This is a genomic window from Acidobacteriota bacterium, assembly GCA_034211275.1.
Lineage (GTDB): Bacteria > Acidobacteriota > Thermoanaerobaculia > Multivoradales > JAHZIX01 > JAGQSE01.
On sequence record JAXHTF010000039.1, the window covers coordinates 15637 to 41924 of the forward strand.

Annotated in this window: 19 protein-coding genes; 9 read left to right on the forward strand and 10 right to left on the reverse strand. The window is 66.1% G+C overall.

Annotation, left to right across the window (positions count from 1 at the left end; all coding sequences use genetic code 11):
• Positions 1-366: 366 nt before the first annotated feature.
• The 3 genes from SX243_08855 to SX243_08865 all read left to right on the forward strand — a co-directional run bounded on the left by SX243_08855 (position 367) and on the right by SX243_08865 (position 2549).
• Entirely contained in the window at positions 367-864 is a 498-nt protein-coding gene (locus tag SX243_08855; protein ID MDY7093065.1) for a helix-turn-helix transcriptional regulator, read from the forward strand.
• 150 nt (positions 865-1014) lie between these two features.
• On the forward strand, positions 1015-1800 hold the full coding sequence (locus tag SX243_08860) for a thioesterase domain-containing protein (GenBank protein MDY7093066.1): 786 nt from the start codon (positions 1015-1017) through the stop codon (positions 1798-1800).
• Positions 1797-2549, forward strand: a complete 753-nt coding sequence (locus tag SX243_08865) for a 4'-phosphopantetheinyl transferase superfamily protein (protein ID MDY7093067.1) — start codon at positions 1797-1799, stop codon at positions 2547-2549. Before SX243_08860 ends, SX243_08865 begins: the two co-directional genes overlap by 4 nt.
• 6 nt (positions 2550-2555) lie before the next feature.
• Here the strand turns inward: SX243_08865 and SX243_08870 are convergent, their stop codons facing one another.
• Positions 2556-3410: an alpha/beta fold hydrolase gene (locus tag SX243_08870; protein ID MDY7093068.1), complete on the reverse strand. Its 855-nt coding sequence runs from the start codon at positions 3408-3410 to the stop codon at positions 2556-2558.
• A gap of 139 nt (positions 3411-3549) precedes the next feature.
• On the opposite strand from SX243_08870, the gene SX243_08875 reads away from it, so the two are divergent.
• The 4 genes from SX243_08875 to SX243_08890 all read left to right on the forward strand — a co-directional run bounded on the left by SX243_08875 (position 3550) and on the right by SX243_08890 (position 8567).
• The gene (locus SX243_08875; protein MDY7093069.1) at positions 3550-5415 is read left to right on the forward strand and encodes a PQQ-dependent sugar dehydrogenase; all 1866 of its coding nucleotides are present in this window, start codon (positions 3550-3552) and stop codon (positions 5413-5415) included.
• 122 nt (positions 5416-5537) lie between these two features.
• Positions 5538-6830, forward strand: coding sequence for a tRNA (N(6)-L-threonylcarbamoyladenosine(37)-C(2))-methylthiotransferase MtaB (gene mtaB / locus SX243_08880; protein MDY7093070.1), 1293 nt, complete (start codon positions 5538-5540; stop codon positions 6828-6830).
• 34 nt (positions 6831-6864) lie between these two features.
• Positions 6865-7446, forward strand: coding sequence for a hypothetical protein (locus SX243_08885; protein ID MDY7093071.1), 582 nt, complete (start codon positions 6865-6867; stop codon positions 7444-7446).
• The gene (locus SX243_08890; GenBank protein ID MDY7093072.1) at positions 7443-8567 is read left to right on the forward strand and encodes an aromatic ring-hydroxylating dioxygenase subunit alpha; all 1125 of its coding nucleotides are present in this window, start codon (positions 7443-7445) and stop codon (positions 8565-8567) included. The genes SX243_08885 and SX243_08890 overlap by 4 nt, the downstream gene beginning before the upstream one ends.
• Here SX243_08890 and SX243_08895 read toward each other — a convergent pair.
• Both SX243_08895 and SX243_08900 read right to left on the reverse strand, forming a co-directional pair.
• Positions 8527-9741, reverse strand: coding sequence for a serine hydrolase domain-containing protein (locus SX243_08895; GenBank protein MDY7093073.1), 1215 nt, complete (start codon positions 9739-9741; stop codon positions 8527-8529). The genes SX243_08890 and SX243_08895 overlap by 41 nt on opposite strands.
• 100 nt (positions 9742-9841) lie before the next feature.
• Complete coding sequence (locus tag SX243_08900) at positions 9842-10657, reverse strand: symmetrical bis(5'-nucleosyl)-tetraphosphatase (protein MDY7093074.1); 816 nt, start codon at positions 10655-10657, stop codon at positions 9842-9844.
• Between the two features lie 186 nt (positions 10658-10843).
• On the opposite strand from SX243_08900, the gene pyrE reads away from it, so the two are divergent.
• Together pyrE and SX243_08910 are read left to right on the forward strand one after the other, a co-directional pair.
• Positions 10844-11542 (forward strand): orotate phosphoribosyltransferase, encoded by a 699-nt coding sequence (gene pyrE / locus SX243_08905; GenBank protein ID MDY7093075.1) that lies wholly within the window; start codon positions 10844-10846, stop codon positions 11540-11542.
• A 103-nt stretch (positions 11543-11645) separates the two neighbouring features.
• Positions 11646-13334 carry a zinc metalloprotease gene (locus SX243_08910; protein ID MDY7093076.1) on the forward strand — a complete coding sequence of 563 codons (1689 nt, stop codon included), beginning with the start codon at positions 11646-11648 and terminating at the stop codon, positions 13332-13334.
• A gap of 198 nt (positions 13335-13532) precedes the next feature.
• Here SX243_08910 and SX243_08915 read toward each other — a convergent pair whose 3' ends face one another.
• From SX243_08915 to SX243_08945, 7 genes are all read right to left on the reverse strand, one after another.
• Positions 13533-16775, reverse strand: a complete 3243-nt coding sequence (locus SX243_08915) for a VWA domain-containing protein (protein MDY7093077.1) — start codon at positions 16773-16775, stop codon at positions 13533-13535.
• Between the two features lie 83 nt (positions 16776-16858).
• The gene (locus SX243_08920) at positions 16859-20539 is read right to left on the reverse strand and encodes a protein kinase (protein MDY7093078.1); all 3681 of its coding nucleotides are present in this window, start codon (positions 20537-20539) and stop codon (positions 16859-16861) included.
• 150 nt (positions 20540-20689) lie between these two features.
• Positions 20690-22201 carry an ion transporter gene (locus SX243_08925; GenBank protein MDY7093079.1) on the reverse strand — a complete coding sequence of 504 codons (1512 nt, stop codon included), beginning with the start codon at positions 22199-22201 and terminating at the stop codon, positions 20690-20692.
• A gap of 89 nt (positions 22202-22290) precedes the next feature.
• Positions 22291-23058, reverse strand: a complete 768-nt coding sequence (locus tag SX243_08930) for a 3-hydroxyacyl-CoA dehydrogenase (GenBank protein MDY7093080.1) — start codon at positions 23056-23058, stop codon at positions 22291-22293.
• A 310-nt stretch (positions 23059-23368) separates the two neighbouring features.
• Positions 23369-23881, reverse strand: a complete 513-nt coding sequence (locus SX243_08935; GenBank protein ID MDY7093081.1) for a hypothetical protein — start codon at positions 23879-23881, stop codon at positions 23369-23371.
• A 412-nt stretch (positions 23882-24293) separates the two neighbouring features.
• Positions 24294-24713 (reverse strand): DUF4279 domain-containing protein, encoded by a 420-nt coding sequence (locus SX243_08940; GenBank protein ID MDY7093082.1) that lies wholly within the window; start codon positions 24711-24713, stop codon positions 24294-24296.
• 15 nt (positions 24714-24728) lie between these two features.
• On the reverse strand, positions 24729-26288 hold a 1560-nt coding region (locus SX243_08945; GenBank protein ID MDY7093083.1), incomplete at its 5' end, for an RHS repeat-associated core domain-containing protein.

Sequence of the window (26288 nt, forward strand, 5' to 3'; positions counted from 1 at the left end):
CTCGGGTTTCGCTCCGGGGTCCGGCGAAGATCTTCCAGCGTCGGGCCGGCCGCTGGAACGACGGTGCCTGGAGGGATGGTCCAAGACCTGAAGATGGAGAGCTGACGTTCTTTCGCCAGCATGGCGTTCGGGCATGGTCCATGGAGTTTAGCGCACTCTCCGATGGAGATGCGGACTCACGGTGGGGAGGAGCGATCGCTGCTGTGGCAGAGCGCCGGGGCGGGGGTCGGCGGGGGGCGGGACATCGGGGGGCGTTCCGGGCCTCGGCGAGAAAATCGCCTATGGCGTAACTCAGGCGGTAATTTTGTTGCCAGGCGAGTCGTCTTACTCTATCCTTGACCGTGGGCGAGACACTGGAGTTGTTGCATGCTGCGTCCGGATCGCCTAGGTCTCGCTCTCCGCTATCTTCGGAACCAAAGAAATCTCCGCCAGCGCGACGTCGCCGAGCGGGCCGGGATTACCGGCTCCATGCTCAGCGGTTATGAGAACGGCAAGAAGCTTCCGGCTCTGGGAAGTCTGGACAAGATTCTCCAGGCCATGGGCTTCACGTTGCGGGAGCTGGTGGACGTTCTCGAAGGTCCCCTACCCGGCGACCCTCCGCCGGATCCCGACGCGCCGCCGGCCCCGCGGTCTGCTCTGCCGCCCCCGGTGGTGCGCGGGAGCGGCCGGCCTTCCATGCCGCCGCTGCACTTCGACCTGGCAGCGATTTTCGGTGCCTCTTCCGAGCTACAAGAGGAAGAGGAGCAGGCCTTCGGCGAGATGCTCAAGGGGTACTGCCGTTGGCTGCGTTATCTGCGCGAAATGGCCGCCGCCCGGGAGCCCGATGAGGACGAGGATCCGGAGCCGCGGAGCCGGTCGTCCTGACTTCCTGCGGTGGATCCATCCGGGCGCCGCGGGCAGAAAAGCGCTTCGCGGTATGATCTAGCTTTGATCACGGGTGGCTGTAGCCGCCTTTTCCCTTCGTTCATGAGTTCTCTCATGGGTGACCACCTCAGCGACGAGACCTAGCCTGTTATGACCACAAATACTGCCGCCAACCGCTGGATCGCTTACCGCAAGCCCAATCCCCAAGCCCGCCTGCGCCTGTTCTGCCTGCACTACGCCGGCGGTGCCGCTTCCGCCTTTCGAGGTTGGCAGGCCGAGCTGCCGCCGGAAATCGAGGTCTGCCCGGTGCAGCTGCCGGGGCGGGAGAGCCGCCTGCGGGAGGATCGGCTGAATAGCGTCGAGGCCGTGCTGGACGTGCTGCCGGGGGCCCTGGAGCCCTTCATGGACATGCCCTTCGCGTTCTTCGGCCACAGCATGGGCGCGCTGTTGAGCTATGAGCTGACGGTGCGTCTGCGCCGGGACGGCCGCTCGCTGCCGGTGCGCTTGTTGCTCTCCGGCCGGCGGGCTCCCCAGGTGCCGGACGACGAGCCGCCCATCTACGATCTGCCGGACGACGAGTTCAAGGCCGAGCTACGCAAGCTCAACGGCACGCCGGAGGCGGTGCTCGAGCATCCCGAGCTGATGGAGTTGCTGCTGCCGGTGCTACGCGCCGACTTTACCCTCTGCGAGACCTACGAGTACGAGGCCAGTGATCCGCTGCCGGTGGCCCTCTCGGCCTACGGCGGGCTCTCCGACGACAAGGTGGAGCGGGAGGCGCTGGAAGCTTGGCGGGAACGCACCCGCGGCGCCTTCAAGCTGCGTATGTTCGAGGGCGACCACTTCTTTCTCCACGGCCCCGCCCGCGGCGACCTCATCGCCGCCGTGGCCCAGGACCTGATGCCGGTCTTGGCTCGGCTCCAGGGGCGTTTCGTGTGAGCCTGCGCTTTCCCCCGGTGGAGCGGCTGGATCCGCAGGAGCTGGAGCTGGCGGAGGGCGAGCTGCACGTGTGGGCGGTGCCCCTGGCGCCGCCCCAAGAGCGGGTGCAGCGGCTGGAGAAGCTTCTGGCCCAGGACGAGCTCGACCGCGCTTACCGCTTCCGCTTCGAGCGCCACCGGCGGCGTTTCATCGTCGGCCGGGGCGTCCTGCGGGAGCTGCTCGGGGCCTATTTGAGCGCGCCGCCGGAGCAGCTGACCTTTCACTATGGCGACAAGGGCAAACCGTCTCTGGAGCCTCGGTGGGGCGGCGGCCGGTTGGCCTTCAATCTCTCCCACTCGGAGGAGCTGGCACTCTACGGCCTGACCTTGGAGCGGGAGCTGGGCATCGACGTGGAGCATCTGCGGCCCATGCCCGATGCCGAGCAAATCGCCGAGCGCTTCTTCTCCATTTCCGAGCGAGACACCCTGCGGCGGATTCCGCCGGAGCGCAAATCCGACGCCTTCTTCAACTGCTGGACGCGCAAGGAGGCCTACATCAAGGCCACCGGCGACGGGCTCTCCATGCCTTTGGACCGCTTCGACGTCACCCTCGCGCCGGAGGATGAGGCGCGGATGATCAGCGCCGAGGGAGATCCGGCGAAGGCGGCGCAGTGGACCATGTATCACCTGGAGCCCGCCGACGGCTACGTCGGCGCTCTGGCGGTGCCGGCGAATCGCTGGCGGCTGGTCTGCCGCAGCCACAATCCGTAGCTGCTGTCAGTCTCCCGAATCGCTGTCCAAAGCCTCCAGAAAGCCCCACAGCTCGCTAGCAAAAGCCTCCGGCTGATCGAGAAACGGCCAGTGGCCGGCGTCGGCGATGGCCCGCCAGGGGATGCCGGCGGCCTCCAGGAGGGACCGCGAGTGAGCTCCGGTGCCGCGGGGATCTCCCAGCAGGTAGATCTGCGGCATGGGGAGCCGGGCCAGGCGCTCTGCCAGCTGCTCGGCGCGGGAAAGCTCCACCAGCTCCACCGCGTGGCGGTAGAGTTGCCGCGGGTCGCACAGGCTCATGCTGACGAAATAGGTGCGCAGCGCCTCCTGGAGGTCGTCCTGGCTCTCGCGGTAGACCGCCTGCAGCAACCGGAGGAAAGGAGCCTCGGGAAATTCCTCTGGAAGATAGCGGGCGATGCGGCTGCTGAATCCGCAGTCGTCGAAGGAGATGTTGCCCTCCACGTTGACCAGCGCTGCCACGGGTTGGGGGAGCTCTTCTGCCAACATCGTCCCCACCACACCACCCATGGAGTGGCCCAGGACCACCACCGGGCCTAGCTGAGGAGTCTCTCGGACATACTTCTCCAGCCAGCGGGCCAGTTCGGCGGCGGCCTGGGGTAGAGTCTGGGGCTCCTGCCGCCAGGCGGTCTTACCGTAGCCCGGCAGGTCCGGCACCAGGGCTCTCCAGCCGCCGGCGGCGAGACGAGCCGCCAAAACCTCGAAGCTGAGGCCGGATTCTCCCAATCCGTGGATCAACAACACGGTTCCGCGGAGAGCTGGGCCACGATGAGCTGGGCTTTGGGGAGCTGGGCTCTCCGGCTCCCACCGGCGCCATAGGATTCCGTCCTCGACCTGTTGCTTCATCGCCATCTCGACTCCCCCTCGACCTCTTCCACGCTTATGCTAATGTATGCATGCTTCATCGGCCGGTCCCCCCTCCGGAAAATTCGACTGCAGTGGTCAGGCTCGGCCTAGAAGGCCTGCCAACCAAGGAGGAACTCTCATGACTTCGATTCCCCGCTTCTCAAACTCCGACTCCCGCCGCGCCGGCGGGTGGCGTTTCGGTTTCCTCGGTCTCTTGATTCTGGCCCTCGTCGCCTCCGCAAGCACCGCCTGGGCGCAAAATCAGGAAGCCCAGCGCACTCCCAACCTGGTGCTCCAGCTGGTCACCGACGGCGTCGCCGGCCCCATCTCCATGGCCAACGCCGGCGATGGCTCGGGCCGGTTGTTCATCGTGCAGCAGGAGGGCGAGATTCGCATCTGGACCGGCTCGACCCTGCTGGCCACGCCCTTCCTCGACATCTCTCCCCTCACCTCCTGCTGCGGAGAACGGGGATTGCTGGGGCTGGCCTTCCATCCCAACTATGCGACCAACGGCCTGTTCTATGTGCACTATACCGACAACGGCAACGACACCGTCGTCGCCGAGTACGAGGTCTCCAGCAGTGATCCCAACGTCGCCAACGGGGCCAGCGGTGACATCATCCTGACCCAGAGTCAGCCCTTCACCAACCACAACGGAGGCCAGATCGCCTTCGGCCCCGACGGCTACCTGTACATTGGCCTGGGCGATGGTGGCAGCGGGGGGGATCCCCTCAACTCCGGTCAGACTCTGACCACCCAGCTGGGCAAGATCCTGCGCATCGACGTCGATGGCGACGATTTTCCCGGCGATCCCGACCGCGACTACGCCATTCCCGCCAGCAACCCCTTCGTCGGCAACGCCAGCGCCTTGGACGAGATCTGGGCTTACGGCTTGCGCAACCCGTGGCGCTTCAGCTTCGACTCGCTGACCGGCGATCTCTTCATCGCCGATGTCGGTCAGGGCGCCATTGAGGAGATCGACTTCCAGCCCGGCGGCAGCGCTGGCGGGGAGAATTACGGCTGGCGCCGCATGGAGGGCACCCAATGCTTCAACCCTTCCACCGGCTGCGACACCGGGAACCTGGAATATCCGATCCTCCAATACGGCCACAGCTCCGGCCGCTGCTCGGTCACCGGGGGCTTCCGCTACCGGGGCAGCGACTATCCCAATCTCCAGGGCTACTACTTCTACGCCGATTACTGCACCGGCGAGATTTGGGGTGCCACTCCGGATCAGAACGGGGACTGGCTCGAGCGCTATCAGCTCAACGCGCCGTTCAACATCACCACCTTCGGTGAGGACGAGGACGGCGAGGTCTACGTCGCCAACTACGGTGGCGGCGAGATCTACCGCCTCACCGACACCAGCGCCGCCGACGCGCTCTTCGACGACACGTTCGAGGGCGGCGACCTGGGCCAGTGGGCCAGCTCCACCGGCGGCGAGGATCTGGCGGTCACTGCCGCTGCGGCCCTCGAGGGCAGCCTGGGCCTGGAGGTCACCGTCAACGATCTGAACCAGCATTATGTGGTGGACGAGAGCCCCAACGCCGAGGAGCATTACCGCGTGCGCTTCAGTCTCGATCCCAACTCCCTGACGATGGTGCAGAACAAGCGCCACAAACTCCTCACCGCGTTCTCCAGCACTCCGTCCCGGCGGCTGCTGACCCTCGTCTTCCGCGGTGCCGACGGCACCTACTATCTGTTGGCCAAGGGGCACAACGACGACAACAGCTGGTCCAAGACCGCCTGGATCGATCTCGGGACCGATCCCGTGATCCTCGAGGTGGAATGGCTCAAGGCCACCTCCACCAACGCCTCCGACGGCGTGCTGCGCCTGTGGGTGGACGGCGTGCTCCAGGACACCCTCACCGGCCTCGACTTCGACGACGGCGAGGTGGACTTCGTGCGCTTCGGAGTGGTCGGCGGCCTCGACGCCGGCACCACCGGCACCTTCTACATGGACTCCTTCGCGTCGCGGCGGCACAACTACATCGGCGTGCCGTGAGTCGAGCCTGCTGCTCGGTCGCTTCTAGGACCTGAGCTGTAGTCGGGGGCTCTTTCACAGCCTCTGCGCAGGCGCTGGAAGGGATTTCGTTCGCCATGGCCCTCGGGTAACATCGGCGGGCTATGCGGGTCTTCTTCACCAACCTCGGCTGCAAGCTCAACCAGGCGGAGCTGGAGCACCTGGCCCGGCGGTTTACTGCCGCCGGGCATCAGGTGGTGGCTTCGGTGGAGGCCGCCGACGTGCAGGTGATCAACTCCTGCACCGTCACCCACTTGGCGGCGCGGACCTCGCGCAAGACGGTGCGCCAGGGGCGGCGCAAGAACCCCGATCTGCGCACCGTCCTCACCGGCTGCTACGCCAGCGATCCGGACGGCCAGGAGGCGGCCTTGGAAGAGGTGGATCTGCTGGTGCCCAACGACCAGAAGGATCGCCTGCTGGAGCTGGTGGAGGAGAGCTTCGAACCGCTCTTGGAGCCTGGGGCCCCGGAGTCCCTCGACGGGGCCTCCGAAGAGTCTCCGAGCCTGCCCTTCGGCCCTCTCGAATTCGGCAACAGCCGCGGGCTGGTGAAGGTGGAGGACGGCTGCAATATGCGCTGTTCGTTCTGCATCATCCCCTTCACCCGTGGCCGCCAGCACAGCCGGTCGGTGGAGGAGTGTGTGGAAGAGGTGGACGGCCTGGGGCGGGCCGGCTATCAGGAGGTGGTGATCACCGGCGTGCAGATCTCCGCCTACCGCGACGGCTCGGCGCGCCTCGCCGACTTGGTGCAGGCGCTCCTGGAGCAAACCTCCGTGCCGCGGCTGCGGCTGACCTCCATCGCCCCCTGGCAGCTCGATCCACGGCTCTTGGAGCTGTGGCAGGATCCCCGCCTCTGCCGCCACCTCCACATGTCGCTCCAGAGCGGTTGTTCAGCGACCCTGCGCCGCATGCGCCGTCCCTACACCGCCGAAGGCTACGCGGAGGTGCTCGCATCCGCCCGGCGGGCGGTACCCGGGCTGGGAGTGACCACCGACGTCATCGTCGGCTTCCCCGGCGAGACGGAGGAAGAGTTCGAGGACAGCCTGGCCTTCACCGAGGCGCAGCACTTCGCCAAGATCCACGTCTTCCCCTATTCCCAGCGCCGCGGCACCTCCGCCGACGCCCTGCCCGGCCAGGTGAGTCCGCAGGAGAAGAAGCGGCGGGTGGCGCGCATGTTGGAGGTGGCGGAGGCGTCCCACGAGACCTTCCGGCGACGACACCTGGGACGCCGGGAGGAGGTGGTGTGGGAGAGCCGGCGGGACGGCTGGTGGCGGGGCATGACCGACAACTACATCCGCGTCTTTACTCGTTCGTCCCGGCGGTTGCCGGCCGAACCCACGGTCACCGAGCTCCTGGCTCTGCGGGAAGACGGGGTCGAGGGAGTTCCCAGCGCCGGCTGATTTCGACCGGTCATCTCATGGAAAGGGTTGCTGCATGGCCGAAGACGGTGAGTACCGAGTCAAGGGTAGCTCCCTGACCACCAAGCTCGCTTTCGTCCGCGAGCGGGCCGGGGCAGAGGTTGAACAGAACCTGCGACAGGAGCTTCGGTCCGAGGGATTGTTCCTGATCCTGGAATCCGATTGGTATCCGTACCGTCTCTTCGACCGCCTCAACGTGCTGGTGGCCGAGGCTTGCTTTGGCGGCGACCTGCGCCGCCTGACGGAGGTGGGGAGGCATTCAGCGCACAAGGTGTTGGGGTCGACCTACGGAGTGTACTCCGGGGGTGCTAGCTTCGAGAGCTTCCTGAGCAAGGTGGCGGGGCTGCACGACCGCTTCTACAGCCACGGCGAAATGCGTCACAGGCTAGGGGCGGACGGCCGCTCCTGCACCATCTTTCTCGATGGAGCTCCCGACTATTCGGATTCGGATCTCTACGTTGCCTGCGGCTTCTACGCGGGAGCCGCCGAGCGCTTCGGTCTCGAGGGCGTGGAGCATCGCTTCGAGCGCCGCGATGGAGGAGCCCGTTTGCTCTTGTCTTGGAGCGGGGAAGGGGCGGGCACCGGAGGTGGGGCTTGAGCCGCCCCCTGCCGCCCATCGATGCGGACATCCGCCGCGCCTCGACGCTGCCCGGGTGGTTCTACCGCGACGCCGACCTCTTCGCCGCCGCCCGGGAGAAGATCTTCGCCCGCAGCTGGCAGTTTGTCGGGGATGCGGATCAGGTGCGGGTGCCCGGGCAGGTGCAGCCAGTAGAGCTGCTTCCGGGCTGTCTCGACGAGTCTTTGGTGCTCACCCGCGACGGCGAGGATCGGCTCCACTGCCTGTCCAACGTCTGCACCCACCGCGGCCACCGGGTGGTGGAGGCGCCGGGGAAGGAACGGAATCTGCGCTGCCGTTACCACGGCCGGCGCTTCGGTCTCGACGGCTGCTTCCAGCAGATGCCCGAATGCGCCGACGCGGTGGACTTTCCCAGCGACCGCGACCACCTGCCGAAAGTGCCGCTGGAACGCTGGGGCAAGCTTCTCTTCGCTTCCCTCGATCCGGCCCGGCCGTTCCGGGATCTGATGGACGAGCTGGAGCGCCGGGTGGGCTGGTTGCCCATCGACGAGATGACCTTCGACGCGGCCCGCTCTCGGGACTATCTGGTGCGCGCCCATTGGGCTCTCTACTGCGACAACTACCTCGAAGGCTTCCACATCCCCTTCGTCCACGGAGATCTGGCCGAGGCACTGGATTACGGCAGCTACCGCACCGAGCTCTTCCCCCTCTCCAACCTCCAGCTGGGGGTCGCCAGCGGTGCCGAGGAAGTCTTCGATCTACCTGCGGACTCCGTCGACGCCGGTCAACGAATCGCTGCCTACTATTGGTGGCTCTTTCCCAGCACCATGCTCAACGTCTATCCCTGGGGTGTCTCGGTGAACGTGGTCGAGCCCCTGGCGGTGGACCGCACCCGGGTGCGCTTCCTCTCCTACGTCTGGGATGAGTCGAAGATCGACGGCAGCGCCGGAGCGATGCTCGACCGGGTGGAGCGGGAGGACGAAGAAGTGGTGGAAAACGTCCAGCGCGGCATCGGCTCCCGCCTCTACCACCGTGGCCGTTTCTCCCCCAGCCGCGAGCAGGGCGTGCATCACTTCCACCGGTTGTTGGAGGAGGCGCTGCTCAGGAAGCCAGCCCCAAGTCCTCGTAGATCCCCTCCGTGATGGCCTGGGTGCGGGCCCGATGGGGCTCGTCGCCGGGCAGGCCGTTGACCGCCAGGGCGACCACCAGGTTGTGTACGGGGTCGGCGAAGGCGGCGGAGGATTGGCGGCCGCTGTGGCCAAAAGTGCGGCGGGAGGCGTGGCGGCCGTAGCCGTAGGGCATGCGGGCCTCGTCCGGAGCTGCGCCGTCCGCGGGGCCGGATTCGTCGTCTTCCTCATGGTAGTGCTCGGAGTTGACGATCAGCCCCAGACCCCAATCCATCGGCGCCTTGAAGGTGCGGTCGTAGAGGCCGACCCGGTGCGGGCAGGTCAGAGCCTCGACGGTTTGAGGCAGCAGCAGGCGCTGGCCGTCGAGCTCGCCGCGGCGCAGGAGCATTTCGTAGAAGCGGGCGAGCTGGTGCATGGGGCCGGTGCCGGAGGCGGCGGGGTTGGTGTGGGTCATGCGGTCTTCCCGGTGCATGGGGAAAGGGCGCCAGCCGGGCTCGCTGCCGGGGCTGCCCTCGCCGTTTTCGACCGCCGTGTCGTAGAGCGGAGCGATGCGCTCCGGGTCCTGGCGGAAGACCTCCGCCGGCATTCCCACCCAACACTGATCCATCCCCAGGGGCTCGAAGAGAGCCTCCCGGCTGTAGCGGTCGAAGGGCCGTCCGTCGATGCGGCGGATCACCTCACCGAGGATGAACCAGCTGCCCTGCTGGTGGTAGCCGGCCCGCTCCCCAGGGACCCAGCGGGGCTCGATCTTGGTGGCGCAGATGCGCTCGATGAGCTCGTCCCAGGAAGCCTTGGGCCACGGCAAGCCGAGCATGCGGAAGCCGCCGGTGTGGGTGAGGATGTGGCGCAGGGTGATGCCTTCCTTGCCCTTCTGGCCGAACTCCGGCACGAAGCGGGTGACCGGGTCGTCGAGCTCCAGCTCGCCCCGCTCCCACAGCTGGGCGATGCCCACCGCCGCCATCGGCTTGGTGCTGGACAGCCAGATCATCCCCGTGTCGCGGGTCATGGGCTGGTCCTGCCGGCGGAGCCCGAAGGCGAAGTCCGCCACTACCCGGCCGTCCCGGGCCACGTAGAGCTGCCCGCCGTGGTGCAGACCGTCTTCAACCCCCCGGCGCAGGGCGTCGAGGGTGCGGGGCCAGGCGTTGAGGGGGACGTCGACGGGGTCGAGGGGGAAGGCGGATTGGCTCATGATTCAAAGTCTTTTCTACGTCGTGGTTTTGGGGCCCGGTGGCGAACCTTGCTGCTGGGCCTTGCTGCCGGGCTTTCCTGCCGGGCCAGCGAGGGAGATCCTAGCCGTCGGGGCGGAGGTGGGCCGTTTCCTTGGCCCGCTGTTGGAAGATCTTGCCGTCCTCCAGGCGCACGGCGGTGAGCTTGCCGCCCCATGCCGCACCGCTGTCGAGGGCGAGGATACCGGGCTGGACCCGCAGTCCCAGGGCCGCCCAATGGCCGAAGATCGCCGTGGCGTCGGAGCTACGCCGGCCCGGAACGTCGAACCAGGCCAGCTCGCCGGCGGGAGCCTCTTCCGGCGGCCCTTTGTGGGGGGTCGGCTCGCCGTCGGCGGTGCAGCAGCGCAGGCGGGTGAAGGCGGTCAGGCTGCGCTGGAGCTCGGCCTCGGCGCCGGCTGGCTTGGAGGCGGGGCGCTGCAACAGCTGCCGGCGAGAACCGCCGAGAAGGGCAGCCTGCACCCGCCGGGCTTCGCTCTCGGCGTCTTCCGGGGTCCAGTGGGGCAGTAGGCCGGCGTGCACCATCAGCCAATTTCCCTCGCGATGGAGCAGCGGCTGCTCCGCCAGCCATTCGACCAGCCGATCACCGTCCTTGGCTTCCAGCACCGGTTTCAGCATGTCCTTCGAGCGCAGCCGGGCGAGGCCGGCGGCGAGGGCCTGGAGGTGCAGGTCGTGATTTCCTTGCACCACCCGCAGGCGCTCGCCCATCTGCCGGTGCAAATCCCGAGCCCAGCGGAGCACCGCCAGGGAGTCGGGGCCGCGGTTGACCAGATCCCCCACCAGCCAGAGGCGGTCGTGGTCCGGGTCGAAGCCGATGCGGCGGAGGAGCTTGCGAAGGGTCTTGTAGCAACCGTGGACGTCGCCGAGTGCGTAGGTGGCCATAGCAGCAGGCACCATGTCCCATTCGCCGCGGCGGTGCAAGGGTTTTGGAAGGACCATTTGGGGACGAGGCTGGCCACTTGGAGGTCAGCTGTGTCAAAATGGAAGGCCACTCTCATATAGCCGGGCGTCGATTCTTTGAGTCCGTCCGCTGCTCGTCGGGGAGCATTGTCGACCCGAGTAAATTTGATGACCAGCACTCTCTCCACGGAAGATCTCTCCACAGAGGGATTGCTGCGGCTACGGCAGAGCCTGGCGTTCCTGCTCTGGCAGGCCGGGGCTGTACGCTTCCAGCTGGAGGAGCCGTTTCTCTTGGCTTCGGGCAACCGCAGCCCGGTGTACGTCAACTGCCGGCAGATGATCTCGGATCCGGTTTTCATGGGACTCTACGTGGCCTGCGCGCGCTGGCTTTGCCGGCAGCGCAAGGTGACCGTCGACGCCGTCGCCGGGGGTGAGACCGCCGGCATTCCCTACGCCGCCTATCTCGCCCAGGCTCTCGACCGTCCCATGCTCTATGTGCGCAAAAAGGCCAAGGGCTACGGTATCGCCTCGAAGGTGGAAGGTAGCCTCGAGGCGGGTGCCCGAGTGCTCTTGGTGGAGGACTTGATCACCGACGGCGGCAGCAAGATGGGCTTTGTGGAGGCGCTCCGGGAGGCCGGCGGCGAAGTTTCCGACGCCTTGGTGCTCTTCGACCGCCAGCAGGGCGGGGAAGGAACTCTCGCCGAGCACGGAATCCGCCTCCATGCGGTGGCGGACCGCGGCACCACTCTGACGGTGGCGCAGGAGTGTGGCCTGCTTTCCCCCCAGCAGCGCGACTCTCTCGATCATTATTTTGCCGACCCGGCCGTCTGGCACCGGGAGCGCGGCTATGAATTTCATCCCGCCTGAGGGCCTCGGCTCTCGCCCTACCATCGACGACTCGGCTCGATTCCAACCCCCTGTCCACGCTTGGTTGTACTGATTTCAAACCAGAACTCTAGGAGGCTTTTTCATGCGACGAACCCTTCACCTCTTGCTCGCCTTGGCTTTGCTCGCCGCCGCGGTGCCCAGTCTGGCCGCCGACGGCATCACCAAATTCCCCGATGCCGAATCCAACACCCTGATCGTCAACGGTCACACCTTCGACGGCTGGGAGGCCTACTTCAAGTCCGACTACTTCCGTTCCAGCGGCATGCGCTGCTTGACGCCGGAGGTCCGCAACACAGTCGGACCTTGGCCCGAGGGTGGTACGGACTGCACCGGTAGCTCCACCAACCCCGATCCTTCCTACGATCCCGGCATGACCTACCAGGTGCCGGTGGTGGTGCACATCATCGAGAACGATGGCGGTACCCAGGGCGTGGTGCCCGACGAGCGGGTGTATAGCCAGATCGACGTGCTCAACGAGGACTTCCAGGCCCTGGCGGGGAGCAACGGCGCCCCCGGTACCTTCACCGGTCTGCGTTTCGTGATGGCCGACGAGGATCCCCTCACCGGTCTCCAGACCAATGGCATCACCCGCAGCAACAACACCAGCTGGTACAACGACAGCGGTGCCTACTGGAACACCCTGAGCTGGGACCCCAGCAACTTCATGAACATCTACACCAACAGCGCCAGCGGCGCGCTGGGCTACGTTCCGGGCCTGCCCCAGGACGGCATCGCCGGCACCGCCGGGGACCGGGTGGTCATCCTCGATACCACCTTCGGTAAGAACGCTCCTTTCTCGCCCTTCGACCTGGGCCGCACCGGCACCCACGAGCTGGGCCACTACTTCGGTCTGGAGCACACCTTCAGCGGTGGCTGTGGCACCGCCACTATGCCCGGCTGCTACACCTCCGGTGATCTGATCTGCGACACCAATGCCGAGAGCAACCCGTACTTCGGCTGCGGCGCGCCCCGCTCTACCTGCAGCTCGCTGGATCCGCGGGAAAATTACATGGATTACAGCGACGACATCTGCATGAACCAGTTCACCCAGGAGCAGATGCGCCGCATCCGCTGCACCATCCAGGGCTATCGTGCCTCTCTCTACGAGCCCATCGAGCCGGACCAGCTCTTCCTCGATGACTTCGAGAGCGGCGACACCAACTCCTGGGATACCGCCGGCGGCAGCGGCTCCGGCACTCTGCTGAGCGTTACCGGCGCCGCCGCTATCGAAGGCTCCAATGGTCTCGAGGCCAGCTTCGACGGCAGCAGCACCGTCTCCGACTACCTGGTGGACGAAGGTGTGGGCGGTCTCGACCGCTACCGCGCGCGCTTCTACTTGGATACCGCGACGCTGACCATGGACACCAACAAGCGCTTCAAGATCTTCACCCTCCTCGCGGGGGCGCCGAACTACCGCCTGGCCACCCTGGTGCTGCGCTACAACAACGGCGACTACTTCCTGCGCGCCAAGGCTCATGACGATCCGTCCAGCGCCGCCTGGAACCAGATCGCCTGGGCGACTCTGGACAACGCCAACCCCAACATCATCGAGATCGACTGGAAGCGCTCCAGCGGTCCCGGGAACGACGACGGCTACCTGCGGCTGTGGGTCAACCGCCGTCCCATCGGCGAGGCCATCAACATCAACAACGACGAGCGCGCCGCCGACTTCGTGCGCATCGGTGTGGCCGGTGGGTTGGACGTCAACACCAACGGTGACCTCTACTTCGACAACTTCGAGTCCCGCGAGTCCCTCTACATCGGCAACTGAGGAGCGCGCTACTCGAATCGGGACCGCAAGGTCCTGAAACGAAGAGTCCGAAACAACAAAACGGCGGGCACCCATCTCCGGGTCGCCCGCCGTTTTTTTGTCGCCTTGAGGTTGAGTCCTAAGACCTCCGGTAGGGTGGGCGCCAGCCCACCATCGCAGCCCTCGGATTCCAGCCTGGAGCGTAGCCGGGAAAAGATCTCAGTAGCTCGGGAAGTACCCCGAGATGGTGCGCGCTTCGAGGCCCTTGCCGTCGACCTTGACGGTGACCTCCCGCCATTCCTCGTCGCCCTCGGTGCGGGCCTCGGAGTAGTAGGTGAGGAGGTATTGGCTGCGCAGCTCGGTGTCGATCTGGCGGTAGATCTCTTCCAGCTTGTCGGTGTTGGGGATGAAGTAGGCTCGGCCGCCGGTCTCTTGGGCGAGCCGCTCGAGCTTGCGGGCGAAGGATTTCACCGACGCCGTCAGGTCGTCGCCGCGGGCGATGCCCGGGTGCAGGACGATGAGGTAGATGGGAATCCCCAGGCGTTGGGCGAAGCGCTGACAGGTGCGGAAGCTCAGCGCTTCTTCCTCTTCGGCGCCGTCGGAGAAGACCACCAGGGCCTTCTTGCCGGAGGAGCCCTGGAGCTCCATCAGTGAATAGACGATGGACTCCCAGATGTGGGTGTCACCGTCCGCCTCCAGGCTCTCGATCCCGTCCACCACCCGATACAGATCGCTGGTCATCTCCCGCACCATGCGCGGCTCGGTGTCGAAATCCACCAGGAACGCGCGATCGCGGCCGGAGAGGAAGCCGCGGACGAAGTCGCCGGCGGCCTGCTGGACGATCGGCAGTTTGACGAACATGCTGGCGGAGGAGTCGAGGGTCAGCCCCATGGTGAGGGGCAGGTCGCCGGCGTCGTTGAAGCCTGCCAGCTCCTGGACCTCGCCGTCCTCCTCGACGGTGAAGCGATCCGCCGAGAGCCCTTGCACCGGCCTCCCGTCGCGGTCCGTGACCACGGTGTAGAGCTCTACCAGCCGAATCTGCACCCGTTCGGCGAAGTCCCGCTGATTGAGGAAGACCACGTCCTCGCTGGTGCGGCCATCGTCGAGGGTGGCGACGGCGCGGATGAAGCCCTCCGGATTATCCGTTGGGATCACCAGCCGCTGGCGGTAGGGAGGGCCGTAGAGGGTGGCGACCCGGCGGTCGTTCCAGCTCAGCTCCAGGCGGTCCAGGCGCCGGTCCACCGGCACGTTGACGTCCATCTGCACGTCCACCGGTCCGGTGCGGCGCCCCGGCAGGGGATCGACGATGCGCACTCGAAAGCCGCTCCCCAGATCGTTGATGGAGAGGGTGTCCTGGCCCAGCTCCCGGCCGGTGGCGTCGAAGGCCACCACCCGTACCGTGTGGGGCCGGGGCAGGCGGCCCAGGCGCAGCCGGGCTTCGAAGGGGGCGTCCCGGCTGCGCTCCACCCGTTCGCCGTCGAGGTAGAAGTCCACCGAAGCCACCTGCTCGTTGCTCACCAGGGTCTGGAAGCGCACCTTGCCCCGCAGTACCTCGTCGGACGGTGGGAGCAGGCGGATGGGTTTGTCCCGGGGCAGGTAGGCCGCTTCCGCCAGGGCGTCCAGCTCACTTGCCTCGAGGGCGGGGGCTGCGGTGCCGCTGTCCTCCGACGCCAGATCCGCGTCCAAGGTCGCCGCCAGGGCTCCGCCCCAGCCGCTACCGTCCAGAGCTTCCACCACCACCGCCACCCGGTCGGCACCGGGGACCAGCTCCACGGGGAGGTCGAGCGCTACCGGTAGCGTCGGGTTCTCTACCCGCCGGGTTTCGTAGGACAGGCTGGCGGGGCCCCGGGCGGTGCCCTGTGCGATGGTCCAGCGCACCTCCACCGGCCGTTCCAGCACGCCGTCGCCGGCGATGGCGGCGCGGGTTTCCGCCACCGGCAGGAGATCCGCCTGGGCAGCGAGGCGGCCGGCTCCGTTTCCGGCGTCTCCGCCGTCGTCCTCGCCAGCACTCCTCGCGGGTCCTGCCGGAGACGCCGCCAGGGAGGCTGCCAGTTGCAGGCTCCCCTCGCCCTCCCGCCCCGAGAGCAGCAGGCGAGCCCGGGCCGCCGACACCGCTGTCGGTACCTCGCTGGCAGTCCACAGCGGGCCCTGGACCCGCAGGCCGGTCCGCCGGCTTTCCACCAGCAGCGGCAGGCTGCCTTCGGCGCCGTCCCGCGGCACCGTCAGCACCGCGCTATGACCTAGCTCGTCCAGCGTCGCCGTGAGCTGTTGGCGATCTCCGATGCGCAGGCCGCCGCTGGCGGCAGCGAGCTCCTCCAGCGGACGATCCGGCGCCAGCAGCAGCGGCCCCTGGGGCTCGACCTCGTCGCTCTCGCCCAGAAGCTGACGGCGGATCTTGCGCAGGGAGGTGGTCTGCCAGGCACGGGGAGCCGGGGAGCTCTCGGCGCCGGAGTCTGCGGAGGCCTCCTGGAAGCGGTCGTAAGCGCGCCCCGCCTCGTCGGTATCGAGGTTCACTGAGGCGGTGAGCTGGAGGGGTAGCGCCATCCAGCCCAGGGCCGTAATGCCTGTTACCCACTCGTGGGTCGGCCCTTCCAGCGGCAGCCGTGGAGCCGCCGGTGCCAGCGAGCCTCGCAGCTCCTCGGGCAATTGCTGCAAGTAGAACTGTCGGGCCTCCAGGTCGTAGCCGCCGGAGACCAGGATCACCAGCTTGCGTCCGGCGGCGCCGGAGCTCCGGCCGGCGAGCCAGGAGAGCATCCAATCCTGCTGGCGCTGGACCAGGCTCACCTCTTCTCCCACCGCCTGGGCGATGAGCTCCGCCAGCGCGTCGTCCCCGCCGGGATCCAGATCCCGACGCTGGCGCAGGTGGGTCAGCCGTTGGAAGGTGCGCCGGCGCAGGGAACGGAGGGCGTCGCCGTCTCCGGCTCCCAGGGCGATCTGCGACAATGCCGCATCCACCGCCGCCGGGTCGCGGGTGGGAGGCAGCACCGGTCGCGGCTCGGGAGCGGCGCGCACCACCTCCACGGTGCCGAGGGCGGTGAGGGCGTCGGCGTGCTCCGCCAGCGCCACTCCGGCGCGGCGCAGCTCGTCGTCGCTGGCCATCACGCTGTCCAGGTACAGGACGATGTGCCAAGGCTCGAGCTCCGCGCCGACGCGTACCGCCTCCACCGGCTTCGAGTCGCCGGCGATGGAGAGGGCGAAATCTCCTTCGGCGAGGTCCGGGGGCACGTCGCCGGCGGCGGATAGCCGCACCGGGATGCGCAGGGTTGCCGGCGGTGGGCTCCCTGCCCCCAGGGTCGTGGATGCCAAGGGAGCGGCATCGGGTTCTGGAGTGACTACCGACGCCTCGGTCTGCTCCAGGGGCGCCGCCTCGGGGGGCGGATCCGGAACCGCCGGCTGAGCTCCCAGGCTTCCGGCGAGGGCGAGACAGAGGAGAATGGACGACAGGATGGTCTTGGTTTTCATCGCGCACATATCGGGATCTGCAACCGGATGGGAGGTGAATTCCTTCCCGGAGGCGGCTCCGAGTTGGGGTTCGAAGGGAAGAATCAGGCCTCGGTGTCGGGTTCGCTCTCGGCCCGGCGAGCCTCGCCCCGGTGAGCGCCCGCCCGGCGGATGGAGCGGGCCAGACGGTTCTGCTCCCACAGCTCTTCCCGGGCCTCTTCGTCGAGCCGCTGGCTGACGGTCTCCAGGAGCTCCAGGGCCTGCTCCAGATGGTTCCCCGGCACCCGTGCCCGATGCAGCAAGAGGTGAGCCTCTGCCCGCACCAGGATCGGAGCGCGGTCGGTGATCTCGGTCTGTTGGGGCGAGCCGCCCAGGAGCAGGTCGAGATAGATCTGGGGAAGCGGGCCCAGGCGCTCCAGGCGGAAGTCGCGGCTCAGCTGGGCTGCCTCTTCCAGCATGGTCTGGGCGCGCAGCGAGTCGCGTTGCTCGTAGAGCAGCCGGCCGAGGGCGAAGGAGGTTTGGGCCAGCGTGCGGGTGTTGCCCAAGTTGTGCTGGAGCTCCAACGCCTGCTCGAAGCAGCTCTCCGCCGGCACCGGATCGTGTCGAGCCCGATGAAGCTCCCCCAGCCCCAGCAGGGCCAGGCTCTCCAGGTGGCTCATGCCGCGCCCGCGGCAGCTCTTGAGACAGGCTCGAAGATGCTGCTCGGCGAGCTCCAGGCGGCCGCAGTCGAGGTGTAGCAACGCCAGTCCGTAGAGCCCTCGCAGTGCGCCGCGGCTGAAGCCGATGGCTCGGGCGACGCGGATACTGTGCTCGAATTGTTGTTGGGCTTCGGTGACGATGCCCAGAGCGTGCAGCGCGGACCCCACCAGGGTCGCGGTACGCGCCTCGTCCCGTCGATCCTCGATCTGCTGGAAGATCTCCGCCGCCGCCTCCAGATGTTTGAGAGCCTGGTCATAGGCTCCCCGGCCGAGGTGAGCGTGGCCGAGGGTGAAGCGCGCACGACCCTCCGCCTGGGGCATGGACAGCTGGTCGGCCAGCCGCAGCAGCTCTTCCCCCGTCACCAGGGCTGCGGAGAGGTCCCCCATCTCCACCAAGACCGTGCCCAAGGCGGCGAGAATCTCCGTCGCCAGCTCGTCGCCTCGCCGGTCCTTCGGGGTCTCTCCCTGGATTCGCTGCCGAGCCCGCTCGAGAACTTCGCGGGCGCTGGTGTAATCCTCCTGGGCGGCGCGGTAACGAGCCAGAGCGAGCTCGGCGGACGCGAGTCGTAGCGGATCCGCCAGAGCGCGGGCGGTGGCCACCGCATCCTCGGCGGCGGCCCGCTGTTCCTGCCGCTGACCCCGCATCTCCAAACACTCCAACTGACGCAGTCGGATGTCGCAGCGCAGGACCAGGTCCGGTCCGTCGAGGACCTTCAGGGCCTCTTCGGCAAGCTCCAGCAGAGCGTCGTTCTGATATCGCACGGAGAGATGATGGAGGGCCGGCAGCACTGTGCGCAGCGCCCGGCGCGGGGCTCCGCCGCGCAGATAGTGATGGCTCAGGAAGAAGGCATCTTTGCCGGCCAGCTGTTCCAGCCTCTCGGCGTCCAGCTCTGCGCTCTCCGGTTCTTCTACATCCGAGGCTTCTCTGTCCGAGGCTTCTCCATCCGGCGGATCGCTGTGCGGTCTCTGGGCTGCCCGCACCTGGCTCGATGGCTCCTGGCCGACCTCCTGAAGCTTCTCCTCGTAGGCCTCTGCCAGCCGCCGGTGCAGCTCTTGCCGGCGCCGGGGGGATAGGCCGTTGTAGACCACGTCCTGCAGATGGTGGTGATCGAAGATGAACTCCGGTCCCGATGAGTGGATCACTCCGCTGTGAGCCTCCAAGGCGGCGAGACGGGCCAGAACCTCGAGCCGCTTGACCCCCAGCACCCGAGCGCAGAGGTCCGGATCGAAGGAGAAGCCCTGGACCGCGCCGGCATTCAACAGCTCCTGATCCTGACCGTCGATCTCCTCCAGACGGGTGAGCAGCAGCTCGCGCACCGAGCTGGGGATGGTGATCCGGCTGGGGTCGATGGCGAAGTCGCCCTCTGCACTGTCGTCGCTCTGTTCCCGCAGCTCCCGCACCATCTCGATGATGAAGAAGGGGTTGCCGTCGGAACGGGAGGCGAGCTCTCGGCCGATGGTCTCGGCGGCGGCCTCCGAGTCGAGCAATCCCCGGAGCATCTCTTGCACCTGGCGTCGGGATAGCCTCCGCAGCGGTAGATGGTGCACGTGATCGAGACGTTGGAGCGAGCCCAGCTCCTCCTCCACTTCTCCCGGCTGCACGGTGCCGATGAGCAACATGGGTAGCTCGGCGGCCTGATGGGCCAAGGTGGCGAAGAGGGTCAGTCCTTCGGCGCTGCCGTGGTGTAGATCGTCGACGACCCAGATCAAGGTGCGGTCCGCCGCCAGCACGCTGGTCAGGTAGATGAAGACCGCCTGCACCGCATCGCTGTTGAGGGGGGTGGCGCCGGGGGGCAGGTTGGCGCCGGTGAGCAAGGCCACGAACCCCGGCACCATGCGCGGCGTCGCCGCCAGGAGGGGGGTGAGCTTGCGTTCCAGGTTGTGATCGCCGAAATGGTCCAGCACCGCGCGACTCATGGGGCCCGGGGCGGCGCCCAAAGTGCCCGGTGCTCCGGAGCCGTAGAGCAGGTGGAAGCTGTCGTCCTTGGCCACAATCTGGCGCACCAGCTCGTCCACCAGGCGTGTTTTGCCCACGCCCGCCTCGCCCTCGATCACCAACACCTGGCCGCGTCCGGCCCGGGCCTCGCGATAGAGGGCTCGCAGGGTCTGCATTTCTCGAAAGCGGCCGATGAATGCGGTTTCACGACTCAAACGGGCCTGGCGCAGGGCGCGCTCCGGCCGATCCAGCGTCAAGTCCTGTTGCTGCCGGCCCCACCACGTGGAGGCTTCGCCCTGCTCGAGCACCGTGATGACGTCGAAGGCGGAGGCCATGCGGTCCTCCGGGTGCTTGGCCATCAGGCAGGCGATGAGCTCTTCGAGCCAGGGGCTAATCTGTGGATTCAGGTCTCCGGCCTTGGGCGGCGTGTGGTTGAGCTGCCGCTGCATGGTTTCCTGGGCGCTGTCGGACTCGAAGGGATGGATCGACGTGGCGGCCTCGTAGAGCAGGATGCCGACGGAGTACAGATCCGCCGCCGGCCCGACCTCTTCCCCCCGCACTTGCTCCGGCGAGGCGTAGAGCAGGGTACCGACGAAGTACCCTTCCCGGGTCAGCCGCGGGCTGTTCTCGATCAGGAACGCCACCCCCAGATCCATCAGCTTGACCTGATAGTCGGGGGTGATGAGGATGTTGCCCGGTTTGAGGTCCCGGTGCGCGGCGCCGACCTCGTGAATCGCTTGCAGGCCCTCGGCGATCTGGTGCGCCATGTCCACCAACAAGGCCTCGGTGAACGGCCCCAGCTCGCGCATCAGCTCGCGGAGAGTGCGTCCTTCGACGTACTCCATCACCAGATAGTGGAATTGCCCGTCTTCGCTGCGGTCGATGTCGTAGGTGCGAACCACCGACGGGTGATTCAGCTGCCGCCCCAGCTCCGCTTCCCGGAGGAAGCGTCGCAGAACGGTCTTCGATTCCAGGCAGTGGGGATCCAGAACCTTGACCGCTACCCGCGTACCCTTGGGGCCGTACGGGCGATCCTCTTCCAGCTCCGCGAGGTACACCGTGCCCGCACCTCCGGACCCCAACGGCCAGAGCAGCCGGCAAGGGCCGAGGGGGTTCGGTACTCGCTCCGAGCCTTCCATCTCAACGGTCATGGATTGAATTTCGGCCGGCGTGCCGCGGAAGGGCCCTTCGGTGCGACGGCGAATGCTCGGGGATTCGAAGAGCGGTGGGGAGGGCGGTGAAACCCCGAGCCGGTCCTGCCGGGATCGTCGACTGCAGGGATGCTACCACGCGGCCCAGGGCTATTCGGTGCGTTCCGGGCTCGGCGTCGGCTCTTGTAGCACCGGTTCCTGAGCCAGGTAGATGAGCTGGGTGTTGGAGTCCACGGTCAGCTGGTCCGAGGGGTTGAGCTGCTCCTGACCGCTGTGGCTGTCGCGCACTCCGATGAGCAGAACGCCGAAGCGGTCCTTGAGCTCTCGGCTCAGCTCGCCGAAGGTGGTGGGGGTGGAGCAATCTTCGGGCAGGTCGCCGACAAAGATGCTGTGGGCTCCCACCAGGGCCACCCGGCCCAGGATGGCGGCGGTGCCGGGCATGGTCACCGCGTGGGTGAGCAGAGAGAAGCCCAGGCGGTTGCTCTCGATGACCTCGTCGGCGCCGGCGGTGCGGGCGTGCTCCACATTCTCGGCGTCGAGAACCTCCGCCACCATGTAGAGCGGCCTCGTGCGCTGCTGGTTGAGGGGCTGGCGCCGCAGGTAGGAGCGAATGGTGAAGGCGGTGAGGATGGTCGACGCGTCGGCCTGCTGCGGTGCCAGGCTGCGGCGGCCCACCAAGATCACCGCCGCCGCGTGGGTCAGGCGAACCTTGTCCAGCTCGCTCTCCTTGGTCGGGTCGCCGGAGACCCAGATGAAGCTCGGTGGCACATCCTCCGGACGGTCCCCGGGGGCAAAGATCATCACCGGGTTCTCCTCCGGATCGATCTCCGCCTGCACCGAGTCCAGGAGCAGCCGCGCTCCAGGGTCGTAGCCGCAGATCACCACGTGGTCGATGTAGCCACCCATACGGAATTGCTCCTCGCGAATATTCATCACCGTGTTCACCAGCGTCCGGCCGACGATGCCGGCGAAGAGGGCCAGGATGAACATACCGGTGACCATCAGCGCACCGCCTACCACCCGGCCCAGGGCCGAGCTGGGGCTGATGTCGCCGAAGCCGACGGTGGTCAGGGTGACCAGAGCCCACCAGATCCCGTCGGCGATGCTGTTGATGTTGTCGTTGCTGCGCCCCTCGATGAGAAAGATGCTGACGCCCCCCAAGGTCACGGAAGAACCCAGGATGGTGAGGGCGAAGCTGTAGAGCAGGGCGTTGTCGCGGAAGGCCCGGGCCAGGGATTGGAACGGGTTGTGGTAGCGGAAAAGGTGTGCTGTGCGCACCAGCCGCAGCAGTCGCAGGGCCCGTAGGCCGCGCAAGGCCGGAATCACCGCCAGCACGGTGACGACGTCGATGAGAATCAGCGGTTGTAGGCAAAAACGCAGCCGATCCACCACGTGGGAGCGCAGCCGCTGCCAGCGGTTGAGCTGAAAAAGGTCCAGGCTGGGAGGGCGATAGGAGAGCACCCGCAGAGTGAGCTCGGCGGCGAAAAGCCAAAGCACCGCCGTGTCGAGGAGGCGCACCTCCCGGCCCCAGCCCGAGGCTTCCAGCAGGAGCAGCAGCACCGAGAAGCCAATGAGCCCCCAAACCACCCCCTGCACCCACCGGTACACGGCGGTGTGGGGGCGGTGGAAAGCGTCGTGGACCAGGTCGAAGAGTCTGCGCATCGAATCCGCCGTCGAGTCGAACGGCTATTGAGTCATGCACTGCGCTTCCCGGCCGGGACGACGGGCCCCGGCAGGGAAGCCAGCGTCACCTAGCGAGGCGCCATGCGTAGCGCGCCGTCGAGGCGGATGACCTCACCGTTGAGCATCGGGTTGCGCACGATGTGCTCCACCAGTGCACCGTACTCCGCCGGCTGACCCAGGCGGGACGGGAAGGGGATCTGCTCGCCGAGGGATTGGCGGGCGGCCTCCGGCAGGCCCGCCAGCAGCGGGGTGTCGAAGAGCCCCGGCGCGATGGTCACCACGCGAATGCCGTGGCGCGCCAGCTCCCGAGCCGCCGGGAGTGTCAGGCCGATGACCCCGGCCTTGGAGGACGCATACGCCACCTGGCCGATCTGCCCTTCGTATCCGGCGATGGAAGCGGTGTTGACGATCACTCCCCGCTCACCCTCGTCGTTGGGCTCGTTCTGCGCCAGTGCCTCGGCGGCCAGCCGCATGACATTGAATGTGCCGATGAGGTTGATGCGGATCACCTTCTCGTATTGCTCCAGCGGCAGCGGTCCGTTCTTGCCCAGCACCTTTCCGGGATCGCCAACCCCGGCACAGCTCACCGCACCGTGGATGCCGCCGAAGGCTTCCTGGGCTACCCCGATGGCGGCCCGCACCGCCGCCTCGTCGGTGACGTCGGTCTTGGCGAACTGCGCCGCCTCCCCCAGATCCGCCGCCACCGCCTCGCCGGCTTCAGCGTTGACGTCGAGCAACACCACCTTCCCCCCTTCCGCCACCAACCGCCGCGCCGTCGCCTCCCCCAATCCCGATCCACCCCCGGTAACCAAGAACGCCTGACCCTGAATCTCCATCTCGTCCCATCCTCCTCAAAGCCCCGACCCTGGTGTGGGCGGGGAAGTGTTCGTCGTGCCTAGCCTGCTGATGCTAGCAGGGGTGGAGTTCAGAGAGGTGTCGACTGTCGTTGCCCGTAGGGGTGCCGAGGCCGTTTAGCTTTGATGCCCGAAGAGCCTCAGCGTGTCGTAGGTCTAGTTCCAGATGGGACTGAGTCGCTCTGCTGAGAAGCCGGCTGACCCTACCCACACTAAGTTGAGGAGAGTCTTTATTGGGTCCAATTCTCTCACCAGCGGGAGTGCTTACGTGACGCTGGGGAGGATCTGCGCGTCATCTTCCTTTTCGTGGCTCCTCCCGAAGAAGGCTACCTGCTCCAACTGTCAAAATACTCTTTTCAGTGTGGATGCTGTAGTTGTCGACATCGTCTTCCAGATTGGTCTCGACCGCAAAAGCCTCGAAGCGAAGGCCCTCCTCAAAATCAATCAGCAGATCATATCCAGGAGCAAGAGCCTTCGCGTCGGCTACTCGGCACCCGATTAGTTTGCCTAAAGACTTTAGCATTGCCATGCCTTGGCGATTGTCATTGGCGGAGCCACCCAGAACCTGCGTCCGAGAGTCAACTCTCCACGCGCACTCCACAAGAATAGAGATCTCACCCTCGAAAGTTCTCTGGTCTTCAGTAAGAGAGGGATTACGAAGCGGTCGCGCACGTCTTATCTTTCTCCCAAAGTCCAAAGCTACGACTGAGCCTGTTCCCGAGCCAGCCACATAACTCCAGCAGGTGAGCCCCTTCAATTTATCGATTATTGCTTCGAGTTTCCTGCGACAGCCATCTTGATTCATTACAACTCCCTGGACTGAGGAAATAGTTCCTTCGCCAGTTCTTTGAGCTCTTGGTAAGAGAGGTCTGAGCCGCTGATCTCGCGACTTAACTCCTGCCGCTGATCTACGCCTACCAGCCCATGGCAAAAATCGGCCCGCGCAGCGAGCGGCACTTTTTGCCGCATCCTCGTCCGAAAATCTCGCCAATAGCCTCATCGCCTGAGGTTTTTAAACCTTGATTCGACGGAGAACTGCTCCCTCTCGCTGGCACCCAGCTCTTGCAAGGCCTGCTAGACCTTCAAGTTCCCAACGAAGGCGCCGAACCTATCGAACCCTTTTCGAGACGCTCTAAATATTCGGATCACCCACATTAGGAAGTCTTGCAAACGCGCCAGTCGTGGTTCTCGAAAGGAGAGGGGTTCGCGTGATTTGATCATTCGGAGTAGTCGAAGATGTCGAGGCTGTACGTAATTCCGAAATAGGCCAGTCGACGCAGAGTCTCGGGCCCCAGAATGTAAAGCGGCCGATCTTCCTGAATGATCACGCTTGTGGAGAATCCGGCGCTCCACCTGGTTCTCTTCAATAAATCAATGATCGCTTTTCTTTTCGGCCATAAGTGATCCATGAGTTGACTGAGCCCCTCATCGATCTCCCAGCTGGGCTGTTTGTCTAGCGCTATAGTCCACACTGAGGTTACCAGGCGAACTTTGCTACTTGGCCTGAGACGTTCTCCTTTTCGGCCAGCCTCAGTTGGCTCTAGGCCGATCTCGCAGGTGCAATGATCGGGGTCCAAGTCCGGATCTTCAATCGTAAAGCTTGTGGAAATAAGAGGTGAAGAGTCTTCTTGAAGCACCGTATCTCCTCAGGACTATTGAGTCAGGGATTCAAAGGGAATGCCGGTATGGATGACCTCGGAAGCTCCCTTCTTCACAGGAACTAGGACTAGCTGGCCGTCATCATCGACGCCGATATTGAACTTTCCAGCGGAAACGCGCCCAACGATCTCCTGCTTGGTCGCCTCGGGATCAATACCTTGCTTTTTGAGTCGGTTTGCCTTGAATACCTTAATATTTCCGGAGGAGGACTTGCTCAACCCAAGTGTCTTGGAAGCACTCTTCAGGACCTTCCCGCCAGCGGATCCGACACCGCCAACAATCGCCGAAGCTCGACCCAAATCTTGAGCTACGGCGGCGGCCTTCTCGGTTCCGCTCAGCTGGTCATTACCGACGGCCTCTCCGAGACCTTCGCCCAAACGAAGAACATCCGTTCCCAGCTTGAGAAAGTCGGCCCCTGCACCTGCAAGAGTGGCGAGAGCCACCCCGGTAGGGGTTCCGTCTGTATACCTCGCTACCGCGAACGACTTGTATTGGCCGATGCGTGCATCCGCCGAAGCTGCGATCTGCGCGCCGGTCCGAGCTTGCCCCGTAGGATCGACGAAGCGAACGGGATTGCCTCCAGTATACGCATACAAATTCCACCCATCCCGCCCCGGATCCACGCTCATAAACCGCTGCAGCGGAAACGCACACGTCCTCCCCCGCATGTAGTCCGAGAGCCCGTGAGTGTCCCGCTGGTGGCCGGTGTATTTGTACTCCTGCTCGTCGTCCTGGCCCGGGGCGTACTCGGTGCCGTAGGGGTAGTAGTGGTGCTTGCCGGTGAGGGTGCCGAGGCCGTTGGTCAGGACTCTCGGGCTGCCCAGGTGATCGGCGAAGAAGAAGCGGGCGCCGCCGCCGTGGGTGCGGGTGGCGATGAGGCCCATCGGGCCGTGGAGGAAGTCCTTCTTGTGGGTCCAGACTTCTCCCGGGTTGCCCGGCTGGTAGAGCCCAAAGCCCAGGACCTCGTACTCGCGCAGAAGCGAGCCGTCGAGGTTGCGGTAGGTCATCTTCCGGATTCCTGTCTGACCATCGAACTCCATCAGGCGAAGGTCCCCGGGGCCGTAGAGGTAGATGTACTCCTGGAAGGTGCCGTCGGGGAAGGTCCGCTTGTAGCGCTGCTGCATGTTCAACGCGTCGTAGGTCCATTCCCACACCGGGCTGATCCCATCGGCCTGGAAGCCCGCGCGGACCAGGTTGCCGGCGCCGTCGTAGAAGTGGTTGACACCGTCGATGGTCTTGCCGAGCTGGCGGTTCTTGGCGTCCACCATCCAGTACTGCCAAGGCTCCCCAGTGCGGCGGTAGCCGGTGAGGTTGTCGAAGGGGTCGTAGGTGTAGTCGGCGCTGAAGACCGCGTCGGGGCGGCTCACCGAGGCGCTCAGCAGCCTCGAGGTCTCGTCGTAGGTGTAGCGGTTGGCGCCGATAGCGCTGATGTTGCCGGCGCCGTCGTAGGCGTAGAAGCCGGTGTCGAAGAGGGTCTGGGTGTTCCCTCCTGGCTGCGGCTTGGCGAGCTGGAGCCGGGCGGGGCGGGCCATGCCGCTGGTGCCCTGGTTGTA

What these genes read in the sequence shown, in the direction of transcription:
- SX243_08855 (MDY7093065.1), top strand. Translation starts at nt 367, where the DNA reads ATGCTGCGTCCGGATCGCCTAGGTCTCGCTCTCCGCTATCTTCGGAAC.
- SX243_08860 (MDY7093066.1), top strand. Translation starts at nt 1,015, where the DNA reads ATGACCACAAATACTGCCGCCAACCGCTGGATCGCTTACCGCAAGCCC.
- SX243_08870 (MDY7093068.1), bottom strand. Translation starts at nt 3,410, where the DNA reads ATGAAGCAACAGGTCGAGGACGGAATCCTATGGCGCCGGTGGGAGCCG.
- SX243_08875 (MDY7093069.1), top strand. Translation starts at nt 3,550, where the DNA reads ATGACTTCGATTCCCCGCTTCTCAAACTCCGACTCCCGCCGCGCCGGC.
- mtaB (MDY7093070.1), top strand. Translation starts at nt 5,538, where the DNA reads ATGCGGGTCTTCTTCACCAACCTCGGCTGCAAGCTCAACCAGGCGGAG.
- SX243_08885 (MDY7093071.1), top strand. Translation starts at nt 6,865, where the DNA reads ATGGCCGAAGACGGTGAGTACCGAGTCAAGGGTAGCTCCCTGACCACC.
- SX243_08895 (MDY7093073.1), bottom strand. Translation starts at nt 9,741, where the DNA reads ATGAGCCAATCCGCCTTCCCCCTCGACCCCGTCGACGTCCCCCTCAAC.
- SX243_08900 (MDY7093074.1), bottom strand. Translation starts at nt 10,657, where the DNA reads ATGGCCACCTACGCACTCGGCGACGTCCACGGTTGCTACAAGACCCTT.
- pyrE (MDY7093075.1), top strand. Translation starts at nt 10,844, where the DNA reads ATGACCAGCACTCTCTCCACGGAAGATCTCTCCACAGAGGGATTGCTG.
- SX243_08910 (MDY7093076.1), top strand. Translation starts at nt 11,646, where the DNA reads ATGCGACGAACCCTTCACCTCTTGCTCGCCTTGGCTTTGCTCGCCGCC.
- SX243_08915 (MDY7093077.1), bottom strand. Translation starts at nt 16,775, where the DNA reads ATGAAAACCAAGACCATCCTGTCGTCCATTCTCCTCTGTCTCGCCCTC.
- SX243_08920 (MDY7093078.1), bottom strand. Translation starts at nt 20,539, where the DNA reads ATGACCGTTGAGATGGAAGGCTCGGAGCGAGTACCGAACCCCCTCGGC.
- SX243_08925 (MDY7093079.1), bottom strand. Translation starts at nt 22,201, where the DNA reads ATGCGCAGACTCTTCGACCTGGTCCACGACGCTTTCCACCGCCCCCAC.
- SX243_08930 (MDY7093080.1), bottom strand. Translation starts at nt 23,058, where the DNA reads ATGGAGATTCAGGGTCAGGCGTTCTTGGTTACCGGGGGTGGATCGGGA.
- SX243_08935 (MDY7093081.1), bottom strand. Translation starts at nt 23,881, where the DNA reads ATGAATCAAGATGGCTGTCGCAGGAAACTCGAAGCAATAATCGATAAA.